This is a genomic window from Cupriavidus sp. IDO, from assembly GCF_000812465.1.
GTDB lineage: Bacteria > Pseudomonadota > Gammaproteobacteria > Burkholderiales > Burkholderiaceae > Cupriavidus.
Genome location: NZ_JWMA01000044.1, coordinates 172,808 through 192,486 on the forward strand (window position 1 = coordinate 172,808; position 19,679 = coordinate 192,486).

A 19,679-nucleotide genomic window follows, 5' to 3' on the forward strand; every position below is an offset into this window, starting at 1 on the left:
TGTCTGCGGCAGCCGCGCCTAGCCTGAAGGCGAAATACTTGCTTCCTGGAAACGGGAAGCCGAAGCTTTCAGGAGAAAGGATCTGATATGGCAACCATTCTTGTAGACGTCGTCAGCGCGGAAGCGTCGATCTTCTCCGGTCAGGCGAAGTTCGTGGCGCTGCCGGGCGAGTCGGGTGAGCTGGGCATTCTGCCGGGCCACACGCCGCTGATCACGCGCATCCAGCCGGGTGCGGTGCGGATCGAGAAGGAAGATGGCAGCGAAGAGTTCGTGTTCGTTGCCGGCGGCATTCTCGAAGTCCAGCCCAAGCACGTCACCGTGCTGGCCGATACCGCAATCCGCGGTAGCGACCTGGACGAAGCCAAGGCGCGGGAAGCCAAGCGCGCCGCCGAAGAGCTGATGCAGAACCAGAGCAGCGATCTGGATCTCGCTCGTGCTCAGAGCGAGCTCGCCCTGGCGGCTGCCCAACTGGCTGCCATCGCCCGCCTGCGTCGTAAGAAGTAAGCAATTAGGGAGATTCGCGCTGTTGTTTTTTTGGCGCGGCATCTAAAAAAAGGCAGCCGCATGGCTGCCTTTTTTGTTTGGCTGGCGATATTCTTTAATTCGCCTGGACCAAAAAAAGCGCGCGGGCCGGGGAGGCTCCGCGCGGACGGGAAAATCCCTTCGAGGGGTCAATTCGAAGGAACGGGTTCGGTCCAGGACAACTATCAAGGCGCATCGGATACATCTATCCGCATCTCAGGCCATAAGGCCGCGCGCCATCCGGTCTTCCTGGTGCTCCGATCCGGCAGGCTTTGCTTGCTGGATCGGACAATCGGGATTTACTGCCAAAGGCTTTCTTCAGCACGTCCCCATTTTCTGACTACGATTTCTGGCGGGGCCGTCCCACACCCAAACGTCGGTGTGTCAATGCATTGTGGGGGAAACTCCCCGGCATGGCAGTAACAAAATGTATCGTTTTGCAAGAAGTTGAAAGCTTGAGTCGGTGAAATCCGGCGCGTTGCGCACATTCCCCCAACTCGTGGCGCACTTTCCTCTGCTAACGTGCCTCTACCGTATCATTCCCCTCGGATTTTCTGTGTTCGTTTACGCACAATCCTGTGCGGATGCCCGCGAATCATTTTCGCAGGTACGATTTGATATTCATGCCCGAATGATGCCGCCGGATCGAGGCGGCTAAATTTTTGCCAGAACGACAAAATCGCGGAGAGTTGGATGACACAAATGGACGAAGCGATACGCGCCATGCTGGCGATGAAGACGGTGGCCGTCGTCGGGCTGTCTGATCGTACGGATCGCCCAAGCAACGAAGTGGCCGAGTTCCTGCAACAGCACGGCTTCCGGATCGTGCCAGTGAACCCGCGTCATGCCGGCGATCACATCCTCGGCGAGCCTTGCCACGCCACGCTGGATGAAGCCGCCCGCGCCATCCGCGCAGACGGCGGACGGATCGACTGGGTAGACATCTTCCGCCGCGCGGAAGACACGCCGCCAGTGGTGGACGATGCCATTGCCATCGGCGCGCGCGGCATCTGGCTGCAGCTTGGCATTGTCAACGATCCGGCAGTGGCCAAGGCCCGTGCGGCCGGGCTGCTTGCCGTGCAGGACTGCTGCAGCAAGATTGAACTCTCGCGGCAACTGGAACTGTCCTGAATCCCCTAATCCGCACATGGCCATCGACCCGCAACTCCTCGCCTACTACCGCCGCCTGGCCGACCAATATTCCGGCCGCCCCGTACCCGTTGATGCGCCTGCAAGGCGTGCCCGCTTTGCCGAAGTGGCCGCGCCATCGGTAGCGGACGATCCGGATGGCATGGAGACCGTCGATCTGTCTCTTGCGCTGCCGGGCCGCACGCTGGCCGCACGCCTGTTCCGTCCGTCCGGCGTGGCGCGACCGAGGCTGATCATTTACTTCCATGGCGGCGGCTGGGTGGTCGGCTCGCACGAAACCCACCACACGGTGGCCGCGTTGCTGGCTTCCGATACGGGCTGCGCGGTCGCCAGCATCGATTACCGCCTGGCGCCCGAATTTCCGTTCCCGGCGCCTTGCGACGACGCCGTGGAGGCCGTCCAGTGGTTTGCTGCCCGGCGTGCCGCGCTCGGGCTCGATCCGGATTTCCTCGCCGTTGCAGGCGACAGCGCCGGCGGCCACCTGGCCGCAGTGGCGGCGCAACAGGCGAACGCGCTCGCCGGTGATGACCTGGTCAGGGCGCAATTGCTGATCTACCCTGTGACGGCGCCGGTGCTCAGTTCGGAAAGCTATCGCGCGTTCGCCGATGGCCCCGGCCTCACGCGCGACGAAATGGCCTGGTTCTGGACCCAGTTCATCGGCGCCGACGCCCTGGCGCGCGGCGCGCAAACCGACGATCCCCGCATCCACCTGATGGCCGCGGCGCCGGCACGTCTGCCGCCGGCCAGCGTGGTGATGGTGGCCGCGCACGACGTGCTGCGCGACGACGGACTCGCCTATGCGGACTTCCTGGTTCGCCATGACGCCCCCGTCATCACCATCGAAGCCAGCGGCATGACGCACGGTTTCGCACGCCTGCAACCCGACGCACCGCGCGCCCGCGAGTGGATGCGCCGGGCCGCGGCCGCTTTTGTCGATCTGCTGGACGACGCCTGACCGATCCTGCAAACCGCCGGCGCGGCCCGCCCATCCCTTAGAATGGCGGTCTTACGAGGATGACCATGACCGCATTGCAGAACGATACTTTCCTGCGCGCGCTGCGCCGCCAGCCAACCGAGTACACGCCGCTGTGGCTGATGCGCCAGGCAGGCCGCTACCTGCCCGAGTACAACGCCACGCGTGCCCGCGCCGGAAGCTTCCTGGGTCTTGCCAAGAATCCCGCGTATGCCACCGAGGTGACCCTGCAGCCGCTGGATCGTTATCCGCTCGATGCGGCCATTCTCTTTTCCGACATCCTGACCGTCCCGGACGCGATGGGCCTGGGCCTGTCGTTCGCGCTGGGCGAGGGCCCGCGCTTCGCACACCCGCTGCGTACCGAAGCTGACGTGCAGAAACTGGCGGTGCCCGACATGGCTTCGCTGCAATACGTCTTCGATGCCGTCAGCGAGATCCGCCGGGCCCTGGTGCAGGACGGCCGCCAGCGCGTACCGCTGATCGGATTCTCCGGCAGCCCGTGGACGCTGGCCTGCTACATGGTCGAAGGCGGCGGTTCGGACGATTTCCGCACGGTCAAGGCGATGATGTACGGCCGCCCCGACCTGATGCACCACATCCTCGACATCAACGCGCAGGCGGTGAGCGCCTACCTGAACGCTCAGATCGAGGCCGGCGCGCAGGCCGTCATGATTTTCGACACCTGGGGCGGCGCGCTGGCCGACGGCATGTACCAGGCGTTCTCGCTGGCCTATATGCGCCGAGTGCTGGCCGGGCTCAAGCGCGAGCACAACGGCGAGCAGATCCCCGCCATCGTCTTTACCAAGGGCGGTGGCCTGTGGCTGGAAGGCCTTGCCGATACCGGTGCCGATGCCATCGGCCTGGACTGGACCGTGAACCTGGCCGAAGCACGCCGGCGCACCGGCGGCCGCGTCGCCCTGCAAGGCAATATCGATCCGACCGTGCTGTTCGCACCGGAGGCGGCCATTCGCGAGCAGGTACGTGGCGTACTGGACAGCTACGCAGCCGGCGGCGGCAGCGATGGCCACGTCTTCAACCTCGGGCACGGTATCTCTCAGTTCACTCCGCCCGAGAGTGTTGCCGTGCTGGTCGATGAGGTTCATCGCTACAGCTGTCAACTGCGCGCCCGATAAGGTGTGACGGCGGCGTTGTTTCCTTTGCAGGAGCGGAACATGCGCTGCCGGTGTTTCCCCGCGTTGCAGCGATTTCCAGGCACGCGGCGCGCGGTGCAGTGGAAGGCGCGCAGGACGGTCTGTCAAGTAAACTATTTTGCGTCGATACGCCAAAAAGGTGCTCGGACTTGACTGTCAAGGCTTGACTTATGCACACCAATAGGTTTGCCGCAGTGCAAGACGGGGTTAGTCCTTAACTCATCTGGGGGATGTTCGCAAGCCCTTGATTATTAAGGACTTGGAAGTTTTTCAAAGCCCGGGTGGATGCCGATGAAACCCTTGTTTTTTGGGCCTTGGCGGAAAGTTAGCTCGACTTTTCAACAAAGTTATCCACAGGGGCGGCGGAATTAGTGGAAAACCAGTCATCTATCATCGACTTAGGGCCACATTTAAAGTTTTACTTTAAGTTGATGTTGCGCCGCATCCAAATTTTAAGCCGCTACTTAGGTAACTGCATCCTGCACAACGATTGCGCAGGCACCATGCACCATCGCCGCTCCCGGTGGCCGGGGAAGGCCGGATGAATCCGGGTCCCCAGGCCGCGCTGTCGGCGGCGGCGTCTCCTGCCGCCGCCGCCGACGCTCTGCCCATTCTCCGGGTAGCGCTTGATACGCCCGCCGACGACTGCTTCGACTACCTTGCGACGCCCGATGTCCGTCCCGGCGACCTCGTCGTGGTCCCGTTCGGCCGCCGCAGCGTGGTGGGCGTCGCTGTCGAATGCGCGGAGGACTCTGAGGTGCCGCCCGACCGCATCCGGGCAGTCGCGGCCCGGCTGGACTGGATGCCGCCGCTGGACAGCCACTGGATCGAACTGGCCGGCTTTGCCGCACGATACTACCAGCGCCGGCTGGGCGAGGTAATGCTGCCGGCCTTGCCGCCCGCCTTGCGCGAGGCCGAGGGCTGGGCCCGGCTCGGACAGCGTGCGCGCGCCGACGAGTACCGCCTGCTGCCGCAACACGCCGCCGATCTGCTGGCCGCCGTGCCGCCGCGCGCGCGCAGCGTCCGTGCACTGGCCCAGGTGCTGGCCGATCGTGCCGCTGGCGGGCAGGCCGAGCCCATCAGCCTTTTCGAGGCCCGCGAACTCTGCGCAGCGGCCCCGGCCCGGCTGGCCGAATGGCTGGAGGCCGGCTGGGTCGAGGCGCGGCAGTGCGATCGTCCGCTGCTCGCCACGGCGCCGGAGCAAGCGCCCTCGGTCGCCCCGCCGCTGCACGAGGAACAGCGCGCCGCCGTCGACGCCATCGGGTCAGCGCAAGGCTTTGCCCCGTTCCTGCTGCACGGCGTCACCGGCAGCGGCAAGACCGAGGTCTACCTGCACGCCATGGCAACCGTGCTGGCACGCGACGCGCAGGCCCAGGTGCTGATGCTGGTCCCCGAAATCAACCTCACGCCGCAGCTCCAGAGCCGCATCGCCGCGCGCTTTCCACACTTGCCGCTGGCAGTGCTGCACAGCGGCCTGGCCGATCAGGAGCGCAGCCTGCAATGGCTGGCTGCCCATCGCGGCGAGGCGCGCATCGTGCTGGGCACCCGGATGGCGGTCATGGCATCGCTGCCCCATCTGGCGCTGATCGTGGTGGACGAGGAGCACGACACTTCGTACAAGCAGCAGGAAGGCCTGCGCTACTCGGCGCGCGACCTGACCGTGTGGCGTGCCAAGCAGCTCGAAATCCCGGTGGTGCTGGGTTCGGCCACGCCGTCGATGGAAACCTGGTGGCGGGCCGAGCAGGGCTCGTATCGCAAGCTGGTGCTGCGCGAGCGGGCACAGGCCGACGCAACCCTGCCCACCGTGCGCCTGATCGATCTCAATCATGAGCGCCAGCGGCAACGTACGCTGTTTGAAGGGCTTTCGGTGCCGCTGCTCGATGCCATCGATGCGCGCCTGTCGCGCGGCGAGCAGAGCCTGCTGTTCCTGAACCGGCGCGGCTATGCGCCGGTGATTGCCTGCGACAGTTGCGGCTGGCTGTCGGGCTGCCCGCGCTGCTCGGCATACATGGTCCTGCACCGCCCTGAGCGCCGCCTGCGCTGCCACCATTGCGGCCTTGAGGCGCCGGTGCCACATCACTGCCCGGATTGCGGCAACGTCGATATCGCGCCGCTCGGGCGTGGCACGCAGCGCATCGAGGAGGCCCTGGCGGCCCGTTTCCCGCAGGCGCGCATCGCCCGTATCGACGCCGACTCCACACGGCGCAAGGGCAGCGCCCAGGCCATGTTCGACGAGGTCCACGCGGGCGAGGTGGACATCCTGGTCGGCACCCAGATGGTCGCCAAGGGGCATGACTTCCAGCGCGTCACGCTGGTGGGTATTGTCCATCCGGATGCCGCCATGTTCAGCCACGACTTCCGCGCTGCCGAGCACCTGTTCGCTTCCCTGATGCAGGTGGCCGGACGGGCAGGGCGGGCCGGGCTCGCGGGCGAGGTCATGATCCAGACGCGCTATCCGGATACCCCGGCATTGCAGGCGCTGGTACGCCATGACTATGATGGATTCGCTGCCAGCCAGTTGCGCGAACGCCGGCAGGCCGGGTTGCCCCCGTTCTGCTATCAGGTGCTGGTCACGGCCGAGCATGGGCAACTGGAGAGAGCCTTGCAGTTCCTGCAGAGCGCGCGCCTGCTGGCTGACCAATGCCGGATGGCGCCGGAGGTGCAACTCCATGACCCGGTGCCGATGTCGATGGTCCGGATCGCCAACCGGGAGCGCGCGCAGATGCTGGTCGAGGCCACTTCACGACCGGCGTTGCAACGGTTTATCGGAGAGTGGGTCCAAACTTTCGCAGAAGTGGGAACGCAGGTGAAGGGCGTCCGGTGGCAGTTGGAGATCGACCCGTTGAGGATCTGACTGGCTATGAGCCTATGATATTGGTGCAACCCGCAGACAACGTCGTTTACTAGTGGTTGCACTAGGTTGCACCTCTGCGTTTCTCAGGAGTAAGATCGCGCCAGCTCACAGGCTGCGGCCGGTCGCGCGCCCATGCCTTGCCGCATGTTCGCGGTAGCACCGTCCGTCTGCCTAACGTCTTACGGAGAATTGCTCGCATGGCCACCACTACTCTCGGCGTCAAGCTCGACGACGCCTCGCGCGATCGCCTCAAGCGCGTCGCCCAATCCATCGACCGCACGCCCCACTGGCTGATCAAGCAGGCCATCTTTACCTACCTGGAACAGGTCGAGCGCGGGCAGTGGCCGCATGAGACCAGCGCCGCCGGTACCGCCGAGCCGGATAGCACCGATGGTGCCGATACCGGGCATATGGACGCCGTGCCGCAACCGTTTCTCGAATTCGCCCAGAGCATCCAGCCGCAGTCGGTGCTGCGTGCCGCCATTACCTCCGCCTATCGGCGCCCGGAGACCGATTGCGTTCCGGTGCTGCTAGAGCAGGCCCGCCTGCCGCAGCAGCAGGCCGAGGCCGCTATCAAGATGGCAAAGACGCTGGCCACCCGCCTGCGCGAGCAGAAGGTCGGCAGCGGCCGCGAAGGGCTGGTGCAAGGGCTGATCCAGGAGTTCTCGCTGTCGTCCCAGGAAGGCGTGGCGCTGATGTGCCTGGCCGAGGCGCTGCTGCGCATCCCCGACAAGGCTACCCGAGACGCACTGATCCGCGACAAGATCAGCGGCGCCAACTGGCAGTCGCACCTGGGCCAGAGCCCGTCGCTGTTTGTCAACGCCGCCACCTGGGGTCTGCTGCTGACCGGCAAGCTGGTTGCCACCCACACCGAATCGGGCCTGACCAAGGCGCTCACGCGCATCATCGGCAAGGGCGGCGAGCCGCTGATCCGCAAGGGCGTGGACATGGCCATGCGCCTGATGGGCGAGCAGTTCGTTACCGGCGAGACCATTTCCGAAGCGCTGGCCAACGCCCGCAAGTACGAAGCCGAAGGCTTCCGCTACTCCTACGACATGCTGGGCGAGGCCGCCATGACCGAGGCCGACGCGCAGCGTTACCTCGCCTCGTATGAGCAGGCCATCCACGCCATCGGCCAGGCCTCGCGCGGCCGTGGCATCTACGAAGGCCCGGGCATCTCGATCAAGCTGTCGGCGCTGCACCCGCGCTACAGCCGTGCGCAGCACGAGCGCGTGGTCAGCGAGCTGTACGAACGCCTGAAGTCGCTCACGTTGCTGGCGCGCCAGTACGACATCGGCATCAATATCGACGCCGAGGAAGCCGACCGCCTGGAGATCTCGCTCGACCTGCTGGAGCGCCTGTGCTTCGAGCCCGAGCTGGCCGGCTGGAACGGCATCGGCTTCGTGGTGCAGGGCTACCAGAAGCGCTGCCCGTTCGTGATCGATTTCCTGATCGACCTCGCTCGCCGCAGCCGCCACCGCCTGATGATCCGCCTGGTCAAGGGCGCCTATTGGGACAGCGAGATCAAGCGCGGCCAGGTCGACGGCCTGGAGGGCTATCCGGTCTATACGCGCAAGGTCTACACGGACGTGTCGTATGTCGCCTGCGCGCGCAAGCTGCTGTCGGTGCCGGACGCGATCTACCCGCAGTTCGCCACGCACAACGCGCACACGCTGTCGGCCATCTACCAGATCGCCGGCCACAACTATTATCCCGGCCAGTACGAGTTCCAGTGCCTGCACGGCATGGGCGAGCCGCTGTACGACCAGGTGGTCGGCGCCACCGCCGACGGCAAGTTCAACCGCCCGTGCCGCATCTACGCGCCGGTGGGCACGCACGAGACGCTGCTGGCCTACCTGGTGCGCCGCCTGCTGGAAAACGGCGCGAACACCTCGTTCGTCAACCGCATTGCCGATGACAGCATCTCGCTCGACGAACTGGTGGCCGATCCGGTCGCCGTGGTCGAAGCCATGCACCGCGAGGAGGGCGTGCTCGGCCTGCCGCACCCGCGTATCCCGTCGCCGCGCACGCTGTATGGCAAGAGCCGACCGAATTCGGCCGGCATCGATCTCTCGAACGAACATCGCCTGGCCTCGCTGTCTTCGGCGCTGCTCGCCGGCACCAACGAACGCGCTGTGGCCGCGCCGCTGCTGGGCGCCGAGGTGCCGCGCGCGGCCGACGCCGTGGCGGCCCCGGTGCTGAACCCGGCCGACCACCGCGACGTAGTGGGCCACGTCACCGAGGCCAGCCAGGCCGAGGTCGAGGCCGCGCTGCAGGCAGCCGTCAATACCGCGCCGATCTGGCAGGCCACGCCGCCCGACGTGCGCGCCGCCGCGCTGGAACGCGCCGCCGACCTGATGGAAGCCCAGATGCAGTCGCTGATGGGCATCATCATGCGCGAGGCGGGCAAGACCTTCTCCAACGCTATTGCCGAAGTGCGCGAGGCCGTCGATTTCCTGCGTTATTACGCCGCCGAGATCCGCCGCAGCTTCGACAACGACACTCACCGCCCGCTGGGCCCGGTGGTCTGCATCAGCCCGTGGAACTTCCCGCTGGCGATTTTCACCGGCCAGGTGGCCGCGGCGCTGGCCGCCGGCAACCCGGTGCTGGCCAAGCCCGCCGAGCAGACCCCGCTGATCGCCGCCGCCGCCGTGCGCCTGCTGCGCGAAGCCGGCGTGCCGGCCGGGGCGGTGCAGCTGCTGCCGGGCCGCGGCGAGACCGTGGGCGCCGCGCTGGTTGGCGATGCCCGCGTCAAGGGCGTGATGTTCACCGGCTCGACCGAAGTGGCGCGCCTGCTGCAGCGTAATGTCGCCGGCCGCCTGGATGCCGCCGGCCGCCCGATCCCGCTGATCGCCGAAACCGGCGGCCAGAACGCGATGATCGTCGATTCGTCGGCCCTGGCCGAACAAGTGGTGGGCGACGTGCTTACCTCCGCTTTCGACTCCGCCGGCCAGCGCTGCTCGGCACTGCGCGTGCTGTGCCTGCAGGAAGACGTGGCCGACCGCGTGCTGGAAATGCTCAAGGGCGCAATGAGCGAGCTGACCATGGCCAATCCGGACCGGCTGTCCACCGACGTAGGCCCGGTGATCGATGACGAGGCGCGCGGCAATATCGTCCGTCATATCGACGCCATGCGCGCCAAGGGCCGCCGCGTCCACCAGGCCGATCCCAACGCCGCGCAGGGCGCCAGCTGCCGCCACGGCACCTTCGTGCCGCCGACGCTGATCGAGCTGGACAGCATCGAGGAACTCAAGCGCGAAGTGTTCGGCCCGGTGCTGCACGTGGTGCGCTTCCCGCGCGCGGCGCTCGATACGATGGTCAGCCAGATCAACGGCACCGGCTATGGCCTCACGCTCGGCATCCATACCCGCATCGACGAGACCATTGCCCATATCGTCAGCCGCGCCCATGTGGGCAACCTGTATGTGAACCGCAACGTCGTGGGCGCCGTGGTGGGCGTGCAGCCGTTTGGCGGTGAAGGCCTGTCTGGCACCGGCCCCAAGGCCGGCGGCCCGCTCTACCTGCATCGGCTGCTCTCGGTGTGCCCGCAAGATGCGGTCGCGCGCAGCGTGCGGGCGTCGGACGTCGCCGGCGCCGCAGAGGCAGGTACGCCGCGCAACGAAGCCGCCGAAGCCTTCCAGGCCTGGGCCAAGGCCGAGCTGCCGGCCGTGGCCACCGCTTGCGAACGCTTCGCCGCGGCTTCCCCGTCGGGCCTGACCGTGACGCTGCCGGGCCCGACCGGCGAACGCAATACCTTCACGCTGCTGCCGCGCGGCCGCGTGCTCTGCCTGGCCGCGCAGGAAGCCGACCTGGCCACGCAACTGGCGGCCGTGCTGGCAGTCGGCGCCGAGGCCGTATGGGCCGAAAACGAGGTCAGCAGGGGGCTGTTTTCGCGCCTGCCGAAGGGCGTACAATCGCGCGTCCGCATGGTGGCCGACTGGACCGCGGCGGACACGGCGTTCGACGCAGTGCTGCATCACGGCGACTCGGACCAGTTGCGCACGGTGTGCGAACAGGTGGCCGGCCGCCCTGGCCCGATCGTCGGCGTGCAGGGTCTTGCGCACGGTGAACCGAACGTGGCGCTGGAGCGTTTGTTGATCGAACGTTCGCTGTCCGTCAACACGGCGGCCGCGGGCGGCAATGCGAGTTTGATGACGATCGGCTGAGAAAACCTCGGACGTCGTTCAGTCGAAGCGCGCGACCATGGCAGCGATCCTGCCCCGGCGCGCATCCAAGCAAGGCGCAATACTGCCAATATTGCGCCTGAATACGCCGGCAACGGCACTACATCGGCACCATTTGGGACCCAAGGAGATCTGATGAGCTCGACATTCCACAAGACGGCTATGACCGTTGCCCTGACCCTCGCCGGTCTGACTGGCGCCTCGGCAGCCTTTGCGCAGGCCCAGGAAATCAAGCTGGGCTTTGCCGCGCCGATGACCGGCGGCCAGGCCCAGTACGGCAAGGACATGCAGAACGGCGTCGTCCTCGCCATCGAGGACATGAACGCCACCAAGCCCAAGATCGGCGGCAAGGAAGTCAAGTTCGTGCTGGTCTCCGAAGACGACCAGGCCGACCCGAAGACCGGCTCGGTGGTGGCACAGAAGCTGGTGGACAGCGGCATCCAGGGCATGCTCGGCCACTTCAATTCGGGCACCAGCATCCCCGCATCGATGGTCTACAACCGCGCCGGCATTCCGCAGATCGCCATGGCGACCGCGCCGGAGTACACCAAGCAGGGCTTCAAGACCACCTTTCGCATGATGACCTCCGACACCCAGCAGGGTTCGGTGATCGGCGCCTTCGTGGTGAAGAAACTGGGCGCGAAGAACATCGCCATCGTCGATGACCGCACCGCCTACGGCCAGGGCCTGGCCGACGAATTCGAGAAGGCCGCCAAGGCCGCCGGCGGCAAGATCGTGCGCCGTGAGTTCACCAACGACAAGGCGGTGGACTTCAAGGCCGTGCTGACCAACATCAAGCGCAGCAACCCGGACATCATCTTCTACGGCGGCGCTGAAACGCAATCGGCCCCGATGGCCAAGCAGGTGAAGGAACTGGGCATGAAGGCCCCGCTGGTTTCGGGCGAAATGTCCAAGACCGACAACTTCCTGAAGCTTGCGGGCCCGGCTGCCGACGGCACCGTGGTCTCGCTGGCCGGCCTGCCGCTGGACCAGATGCCGGGCGGCGCCAACTACGAGAAGAAGTACGAGAAGCGCTTCGGCAGCAAGGTGCAGACCTACTCGCCGTACGCCTATGACGGCGCCACCGCCATGATGACCGCCATGATCAAGGCCGGCTCCGCCGACCCGGCGCGTTACCTGCCGGTGCTGGCTGGCACCAATATGCAGGGCGTGACCACCAAGACGCTGGCTTATGATGCGCGCGGCGACCTGAAGGACGGCGGTATCACCGTCTACAAGGTGGTTGGCGGCAAGTGGAGCGTGCTGGAGACGGTTGGCGGGAAGTAAGCCGGCCAGCAGCAGTCAGCTGATTGAGAAACGCCACCCCGCGGGTGGCGTTTCTCATTGGCCGCCTTGTTTCCTTGCCTGCGCCAAGGCCGGACAGGCCCCATTTCTAAAGAATCCCCGAATCCTGCCGTTTGTTGTTCCCGATGGGGATCCGCGTCATTGGCGCATAATCCCGCACTCGCACAATCAATCCAGAAGGAGCAGTACGTGTCCGTGCAGGAAGTCAGCTACGACCACGCGATCGAGCTAGCCAACGAAGGGCGCTATGGCGAAGCGCTGCAGATCGCCGACCAGCTGTCGCAGGCGCGGCCCGAAGTCGTCGATTTCATTACCTTGCGTGCGCGGCTGCACTTTGATAACGGCGATGCCGCGGCGGCGCTCGGGGTGCTGAATGATGCGCTGGCGCAGCTGGATTCGCTGCCGCTGCAAGCGGCCCACCGCTGGGCGTCGCGTGGCGTGCTTGCCCATCGCTATGGCGCGATGCTGATGAGCATGGGACGGGACCGGGATGCGGTGCCCCCGCTGCATGAAGCGGCGCAGCGCAACGGGCTGGTTTCGGGCGAGTGGGCCGCGCATTTCCATGCGGGGCTCGCCTGCTTCCGGCTCGCCGAATTCGCCGGCGCTGCCCGCTACTGGCACGACCTGCTGTACCGCGCGCCGGATCTCGGCGCCGAAGATATCCTGCCGCTGGTGCAGGACTACATGGCTCGCGCCGAAGCCGCCGGGGTGGCGGTCGATCCGATGATGCGCATCTGCCTTGGCCGCATCGCCCTGGACAATCCCGACCTGCTCGACCTTGAACCGGAGGCCGGCGACGCCCTCGCCGTGGAGCAGGCCGCCCGCGTGCTGGCCGAACAACCCGATCATCCCCAGGCCCGGCGCCTGCGCGCACCGCTGCGCTTCGCTACCGGCGACCTCGACGGCGCCCTGGACGACATGGCCGTCTACCAGCGCCAGTACCCGGACCCGCAGAGCCAGGTACGCGAGCTGTCATGGCGCCATCAGGCCGCACAGCAGACCGGCGGCACCGCCGATCCGCAGCCCTGGCTTGGCTTCGCGCTGACCGAAAAGTCCGACGACGGCGCCGCCTACTTCCGCGCTGCCACGGCCCTGGGCGAGTTTATCGACGAAGTGCCGGCCGCCGAAGCCACGCTGCGTCCGAAGCTGATCGCCGCCTGCCGTATGGGCCTGGCGCGCTTCGAGCAGTACTTCGCCAGCGGCGAAGGCGATGCGGCCGGACACGGCGGCAATGCCGATCCGCATGTCTATTCGCTGCTGTGCCGCCTGCTGGCGCGCAGCCTGCCGGCCGATGCCGCGACCCTTGACGAACGGATCGAGCTACATCGCAAGGGCATGGCGGCCAGCGAATTCATCGACCACTGGATCGACCTGCTCGATTGCCACGCCGGTGCCGGCCAGCACCAGAAGGTGGTTGAACTGGCCGGCGAGGTGCTCAACCGTTACCCGCTCGAACGCAATCCCGCCGACGTGACCTGGGCCTTCAGCCGCCTGATCGCGGCATGGAAGGCAATCGGCGGCGCCGAGCCGACCGAGGCCGCCCGCGCCGCTATGGCCCATATGGATGCCAGGCTGGACGCGCTGCCGGTCGAGGCGCGCAGCGAAGCCGCGCACCCGATGGCGCACGCGCGTGCCCATTTCGCCGCGCTGCTGCAAGGCCGGATGGCCGGCATGGACGAGCACGACCGTACCGACGCACTGGCCGAGATCGATGCCCAGCAGCGCCGCGCGCTGCTGGTCGAGGACGCATGGCTGTTCAACCGCTTCGGCCAGGTCTGGCGCGACCAGGGCGACCTCGAGCGCGCACTGCCGCTGTTCGAGGAGGCCGTGGCCATGACCGAAGGCGATCCGTGGGATCAGGCTGGCCCGCGCGTGCAGCGTGGCCTGATTCACAACGCCGCCCAGCGACACCAGCAGGCCATGGAGGACTTCGTCGCCGCCTTTGCGGTGCGCGACGACTGGGAGGCCGAGGTCTGGCTGCATGCCGTTGAAGCCGCCCTGGGGCTGGAGCAGCGCGAGACCGCGCTGGCCTGGTTTGACAAGGCCCGCGCAGGGGGCGCCGAGCAGGGACGTACTCGAGGGTTGTATGGCAAGGTCGAAACCGCGCTGAAGGCGAGCCGCCCGAAATGGAAGCTATGGGGCGTATGAGGCTCCTGTCCGCAGGGTCGAGTACGTCCAGGGGCCCGCCCCGATTGTATGAAAAGAACGCCATCCCGGGAGATGGCGTTTTTTGTGTGAACTTGATGCAAGTAGTTGGCGCGTTCAGTGCTGTGTCGGACAATCACTGACACGGATTGCCATGTGCTTCCATTACCATGTCTGCCATGAATGGACTGAGCCAACTATTTCCTTCGCTTCCGCTGGCGCCCGGCGGCCTGTTCTGGGTCGGGCTGGCGCTCATCGGTGCCGGCCTTGCCGGCGAAATCTGCCGACGCTGGCTGAGCCTGCCGCGCATCGTCGGGTACGCCGTGGTGGGTCTCTGCGCCGGCATGCTCGGGCGCAGCATCGTCGACGAGAACATGATCAACCAGACCCGTATCCTGATCGATATGGCGCTGGCGCTGGCCTTGTTCGAACTCGGACATCGTCTCTCGCTGACCTGGCTGGGCGCCAACCGCTGGCTGCTGCTGACCAGCGCGTTCGAAAGCGTGCTGACCTGGGGCCTGGTCGCGGCCGTGCTGCAATGGCTCGGCGCCTCGCCGGCCATTGCCATCCTGGCTGGCGGTATCGCGGTCAGCACATCGCCCACCATCGTGCTGCAGCTCAAGAACGAATTGCGCGCAGAAGGGCAGGTCACCGAGCGGCTCATGGCCATGGCGGCCCTGAACAGCATCTATGCCGCGGTGATCGTGCAGGTGGCAACCGGCTGGCTGCATTCCGAATACGGGAACCTCGGCGCCGCGCTGCTGCATCCGCTTTACCTGCTGATCGGGTCCTGCCTGCTGGCGTGGGTGGTGGGCAAGGTCGGGCATGCCATCTACGAGCGCATGTCGGCCGACGATCACTACAGCTTCCTGGTGCTGGTGGGCCTGGTGCTGTTCACGCTGGCGCTGACGCGGGTACTAAAATTGTCCATGCCGCTCACGCTGATGCTGGCGGGTGTGGTGTTCAAGCACCAGGACAGCCAGCCGCATGTGTGGCCGACGCACTTCGGCAGCGCGGGCAGCCTGCTGATCATCGTGATGGTGGTGTCGCTGGGCCTGCCGCTGACCGCGCATGACTGGGCAGTCGGCGGGACGTACGCGATCGTGCTGGTGCTGCTGCGCCACGCAGCCAAGCTGGCCGGTGTGCTATCGCTCGGATCTTTCTCGGGGTTGAGCCTGCGCCAGTGCATGGCGCTGGGGCTGGCGCTTGCGCCGATGTCCGGACTGGCCTATCTCTTGATGAACGACGTCGCACGTCTTTATCCTGGGACTGGTGAACCGCTGGCTGCCATCATCCTGTGCGCGCTGGCGATCGAACAACTGCTGGGCCCGGTGATCGCGGCCTGGGCGCTGCGCTTCGCGGGCGAAGTGCGCGGCAATGGAGGAGGGCGCTGATGTCGCTCGAACCGTTCAAGCATTCCGAGGCATTGACCTTCGGCGTCGAGCTGGAGCTCCAGCTGGTCAACCGCCACGACTACGACCTGGCGCCATTTGCACCGGATCTGTTGCGCGCACTCAAGGGCGCGCAGCATGCCGGCGACATCAAGCCGGAAATCAGCCCGTCGATGATCGAGATCAGCACGGGCATCTGCCACAGCTACGACCAGGCGGTCGAAGAGCTGTCGACCATGCGCGACCTGATGGTGGCGGCGTCGCGCTCGCTCAATCTCGGCATCAGCGGCGGCGGCACGCATCCGTTCCAGCAATGGGCCGACCGCATCATCTCGGACTCGCCGCGCTACCAGTACATCTCGGAGCTGTATGGCTATCTGGCCAAGCAGTTCACCGTGTTCGGCCAGCATGTGCATATCGGCTGCCCGAGCGCCGACGAATCGCTGTTCCTGCTGCACGCCATTGGCCGCTATGTGCCGCACTTCATCGCCTTGGCGGCGTCCTCGCCGTATGTGCAGGGCGTGGACACCGGCTTTGCGTCCGCGCGCCTGAATTCTGTCGCAGCCTTCCCGATGAGCGGCCGCGCGCCGTTCCTGCTTACGTGGGATGCCTTCACCGCCTACTTCGAGAAGATGCGCAATACCGGCGTGATCGAGAGCATGAAGGACTTCTACTGGGATATCCGCCCGAAGCCCGAATTCGGCACGATCGAAGTGCGCGTGATGGACACGCCACTGACTGTGGGGCGCGCCTGCGATATCGCGGCCTACATCCAGGCGCTGGCGCGCTACCTGCTGCTGTCGCGCCCGTTCATGCCGCAGGAAGATGATTATCTGGTGTACACCTTCAACCGCTTCCAGGCCTGCCGCTTCGGGCTGGAAGGCGAGTATGTGCATCCCAATGAACTGACCCGCAGGCCGATCGCCGATCACATCCTGTCAATCTGTGACGCGCTGGTGCCGCACGCGGAGGCGCTGGGTTCGCTGCCGGCGCTGGCCAACATCCGCGCGCTGGCCGAACGCCGCGACGGTGATGCCGAATGGCTGCGCCAGGTGGACGCCGACGCCCGCACCCAGCGCGAAACCGTGCGGCAGGCCTGCGAGCGCTGGGCGTCCTGAGAGAGGCCATCAAAATGATTCTGGCGCCGTTGCGCGGCCTTGGCGTATGACTTGTACTGTCTGCGGCCGCGCCCTTGCAGGGCGTGCGTGCGCTGGCAGGCGCATGCCGTTTCGCAGGCGGATCGCCATGCGATCCGAAACCCCTGCTACACCCTAGCCAGAACCGCTTCGCTTCATTCTGACGGCGTCTCTTATTGCACCGTATAGCCCCGGCCCTGCATGCAGGCGGTCCAGGCTTTGTAATAGGTGCCGATGGCCTGGCTGGTGTTGGCCTGTGCCTGCTGGTTGGCGGCGGCCGCCTGCCTGCGCGATTGCCGGTGTGCTACGCCGCCGGCGACCGTACCCGCGGCAGCGCCCTTCCCGGCGTCTCCCGCAACGGCTCCGACCACGGCGCCCGCCGCCGCACCTCGTACGCGCTGGCCGCTCTGGGCCTGTGCCGGCGGTGGGGCCGCGGCAGCCTGTGCCGGGTCCACGCCTGTCTGTTGCTTGGCCCAGCTGTAGCAGGCGCCGTCGTCGCTGGCCTGCTGTTGTGGGTTCTGGCCCTTTGCCGGGTAAGCAATGGGCTTGGTCTGGGCGAATGCCTGGGTTGAAATCAGCGCTACGGCTGCGGCTAGTGCGCCGAGGCTGCGGTGCAGCCTGCCATTCTGGCTTTGCTTCATGATCGGGTTCCCCTGGGGTGCCGGCATCGCCATATCGGGCGCAACGCTAAAGGGGGTGCGAGCCGGTTGTGATGGGCCAGTATTTGCACGGCGAGGAGGGAAGTCAAATCAGTCTTTTGAAGCCGTGGTGTTACTGAATTCGACTTCGCCTCATTCGTTGCAGACAGGTTCGCACCGTACCTCCGTCCGCACCGAATTGGCGATAAAGCAAGCCTCATGGGCCGCATGATGCAAGGCGTCCAGTTCCTCGCGCGTAGGTACCCGCTCGCCGGAAAAACTCACCGCCGGCCGCAGCGTCACCCTGGTCATCGCCATGCGCCCTTCGGCATTCTTTTCCATCACGCCGGTGGCAGCGTCGACATAGCGATCGACGACAAAGCGCCGCTTGGCTGCAATCGACAGAAACCAGAGCATGTGGCAGCTGGCGAGGGACGCGATGAACATCTCTTCCGGATCCACCGCGCACGCATCCGACATCGGCACCGGCACCACGTGCGGCGATGACGAGCCCGGGACCTCCACGCCACCGTCAAAGCGCAGCAGGTGCTTGCGGCTATAGCGGTTGCCAGGGAAGTCCTGCTCGTTGCGCTCCCACAGGACTTCAGCGGTGTATTCGGACATGCGGTGACTCCGTCAGGGTGGGGAAAACCGAAGAACCGGAAATACGTCAGGCGCCGTGCGGCACGCTCTCGCCGTCGCGCAGGCCAAGCCGCTGGTTGGCCGGGACGGCCACGTCGATCAGCTTCGGTCTGGGCAGGTTGAGATTGCGCATCATCTCGACGAACTCTTCGCGCGTACGGCCCGCGACGCGGCTGTTGTGAGCGCGCTCCTGGCCGATCGTGGAAGACGTGCGGCCCTTGTAGTCGTGGGCTGGAAAGACCCCGGTGTCATCGGGCAGCGCAAAGAGCTTTTTCGTCAGGCTGTCGTAGAGCGTGCCGGCATCGCCGGACTGGAAGTCGGTGCGGCCGCAGCCGTCGATCAGCAAGGCGTCGCCGGTGAAGATGCGCCGCACCGTGCCGTCCGGCGTCGGCTCTTCCCACAGGTAGCTCATGCTCCCGGCGGTGTGGCCGGGCGTGTGGATGGCGCGCAGCACCTGCGTGCCGAAGGTGACCGTATCGCCGTCGATCAGCTGCTTCTGTGCGGGCTTGATGTCGCAGCCGGACGGCGCTGCCGTGTGGGCACCGGTCTGCATTGCGAGATGTCCGGCAGAGGTGATGTGGTCGGCGTGCGCGTGGGTTTCAACCACCCATGCGAGCCTGGCGCCGGTCGACTGCAGCAATGCCACGTCGCGCTCGAGCTGATGGTCGACCGGGTCGATCAGCAAGGCCTCTTTCGTGGCGGCGTCGATCAGCAGGTAGGTGAAGGTGGACGACGTTTCGTCGAACAGCTGATGGAAGGTCTGCATGGCCGCCTCGTTCTTGATTGTGTGCCTTTGGGGGAGACTGCCGTAATGATACGCCGTGATTTGGCCCCGAAATGCGCTCGGTCAGCGTCGCTGGCCGAGCAGAAAATCGACGGCCTCGCACCACCATCCCTGGTCAATCCGCCCGAGCCAGTCGTTGTGCCCCGCCTCCCTGATCACCATCAGCCGCTTGGGCGCCGCCAATCCCTCGTAGAGAGCGATGCCGAAGGGCGATGGCACGATGCGGTCGTGCTCGGCGACCGCAACGACGATCGGGCGGGAAAACGAAGCCAGGTTGGCAGCGCTGTCGTATCGGTCTTGCAGCATCCACTTCGTCGGCAGCCACCAATAGTGGTGAGCGGCGATATGCTCGAGCCGGTCCCAGGGCGTAATGAGCAGCAGCCCTGCGATCATGTCCTGCTGTCGCGCGGTGGCCGCTGCCGCCACGCCGGCGCCGAGTGATTCGCCAAGCAGCAGCGGCGGTTCGCCAAACTGGCGACGGGCAAGGGCGATGGTCTGCGCCGCGTCGGCGACCAGGCTCTCTTCCCCCAGGGCGCCGCTGCGCGGACCGAAGCCCGGATACTCGGCGAGGATGACGCGCAGGCCGAGTCGGGTCAGCGCCCTGGCGTAGTAGTCGCGGTGGCCGGCATGACCCGCATTGCCGTGAAAGACGATGGCGGTAGCGCGCACCGGCCCGTCGGGTTCCGCCATCAGGCCGCGAAAGTCCTGCGGGTTGGGCCAGGCGCGCAGGCTGTCGGAGACAAGTTCTTCCTGTGTCGCCTTGTCAGGGAAATAGAGGAAGCGATCCTGGAGCATGGCGATCCCC

The 19,679-nt window shown here is 66.1% G+C and carries 14 protein-coding genes; 10 read left to right on the forward strand and 4 right to left on the reverse strand.

The genetic code is table 11. The features are described from left to right. The first annotated feature begins 87 nt into the window (after positions 1–87). From RM96_RS15195 to RM96_RS15240, 10 genes are all read left to right on the forward strand, one after another. Positions 88–504: a F0F1 ATP synthase subunit epsilon gene (locus tag RM96_RS15195; RefSeq protein ID WP_039011700.1), complete on the forward strand. Its 417-nt coding sequence runs from the start codon at positions 88–90 to the stop codon at positions 502–504. 711 nt (positions 505–1,215) lie between these two features. Beyond that, a complete protein-coding gene (locus tag RM96_RS15200; protein WP_039011701.1) occupies positions 1,216–1,653 on the forward strand; it encodes a CoA-binding protein in 438 nt (145 codons plus the stop codon). 16 nt (positions 1,654–1,669) lie between these two features. Beyond that, entirely contained in the window at positions 1,670–2,626 is a 957-nt protein-coding gene (locus RM96_RS15205) for an alpha/beta hydrolase (protein WP_039011702.1), read from the forward strand. 59 nt (positions 2,627–2,685) lie between these two features. Then, complete coding sequence (hemE, locus tag RM96_RS15210) at positions 2,686–3,777, forward strand: uroporphyrinogen decarboxylase (protein WP_039011704.1); 1,092 nt, start codon at positions 2,686–2,688, stop codon at positions 3,775–3,777. Between the two features lie 559 nt (positions 3,778–4,336). Then, positions 4,337–6,649 (forward strand): primosomal protein N', encoded by a 2,313-nt coding sequence (locus RM96_RS15215; protein WP_052279521.1) that lies wholly within the window; start codon positions 4,337–4,339, stop codon positions 6,647–6,649. 197 nt (positions 6,650–6,846) lie between these two features. Further along, a complete protein-coding gene (gene putA / locus RM96_RS15220; RefSeq protein WP_039011706.1) occupies positions 6,847–10,815 on the forward strand; it encodes a trifunctional transcriptional regulator/proline dehydrogenase/L-glutamate gamma-semialdehyde dehydrogenase in 3,969 nt (1,322 codons plus the stop codon). Positions 10,816–10,968: 153 nt separating this feature from the next. After that, positions 10,969–12,120 carry a branched-chain amino acid ABC transporter substrate-binding protein gene (locus tag RM96_RS15225; RefSeq protein WP_039011707.1) on the forward strand — a complete coding sequence of 384 codons (1,152 nt, stop codon included), beginning with the start codon at positions 10,969–10,971 and terminating at the stop codon, positions 12,118–12,120. A gap of 207 nt (positions 12,121–12,327) precedes the next feature. After that, entirely contained in the window at positions 12,328–14,286 is a 1,959-nt protein-coding gene (locus tag RM96_RS15230) for a tetratricopeptide repeat protein (RefSeq protein ID WP_039011708.1), read from the forward strand. Between the two features lie 167 nt (positions 14,287–14,453). Continuing rightward, on the forward strand, positions 14,454–15,677 hold the full coding sequence (locus RM96_RS15235) for a cation:proton antiporter (RefSeq protein WP_039011709.1): 1,224 nt from the start codon (positions 14,454–14,456) through the stop codon (positions 15,675–15,677). Next, positions 15,677–16,792: a YbdK family carboxylate-amine ligase gene (locus tag RM96_RS15240; RefSeq protein ID WP_039011710.1), complete on the forward strand. Its 1,116-nt coding sequence runs from the start codon at positions 15,677–15,679 to the stop codon at positions 16,790–16,792. Before RM96_RS15235 ends, RM96_RS15240 begins: the two co-directional genes overlap by 1 nt. A 191-nt stretch (positions 16,793–16,983) precedes the next feature. Here RM96_RS15240 and RM96_RS15245 read toward each other — a convergent pair whose 3' ends face one another. From RM96_RS15245 to RM96_RS15260, 4 genes are all read right to left on the reverse strand, one after another. Continuing rightward, a complete protein-coding gene (locus RM96_RS15245; RefSeq protein WP_039011711.1) occupies positions 16,984–17,451 on the reverse strand; it encodes a hypothetical protein in 468 nt (155 codons plus the stop codon). 150 nt (positions 17,452–17,601) lie between these two features. Next, on the reverse strand, positions 17,602–18,072 hold the full coding sequence (locus RM96_RS15250; RefSeq protein ID WP_039011713.1) for an OsmC family protein: 471 nt from the start codon (positions 18,070–18,072) through the stop codon (positions 17,602–17,604). A 46-nt stretch (positions 18,073–18,118) separates the two neighbouring features. Continuing rightward, complete coding sequence (locus tag RM96_RS15255) at positions 18,119–18,856, reverse strand: MBL fold metallo-hydrolase (RefSeq protein WP_039011714.1); 738 nt, start codon at positions 18,854–18,856, stop codon at positions 18,119–18,121. A gap of 81 nt (positions 18,857–18,937) precedes the next feature. Beyond that, positions 18,938–19,669 carry an alpha/beta hydrolase gene (locus tag RM96_RS15260; protein WP_082016561.1) on the reverse strand — a complete coding sequence of 244 codons (732 nt, stop codon included), beginning with the start codon at positions 19,667–19,669 and terminating at the stop codon, positions 18,938–18,940. Positions 19,670–19,679 lie beyond the last annotated feature (10 nt).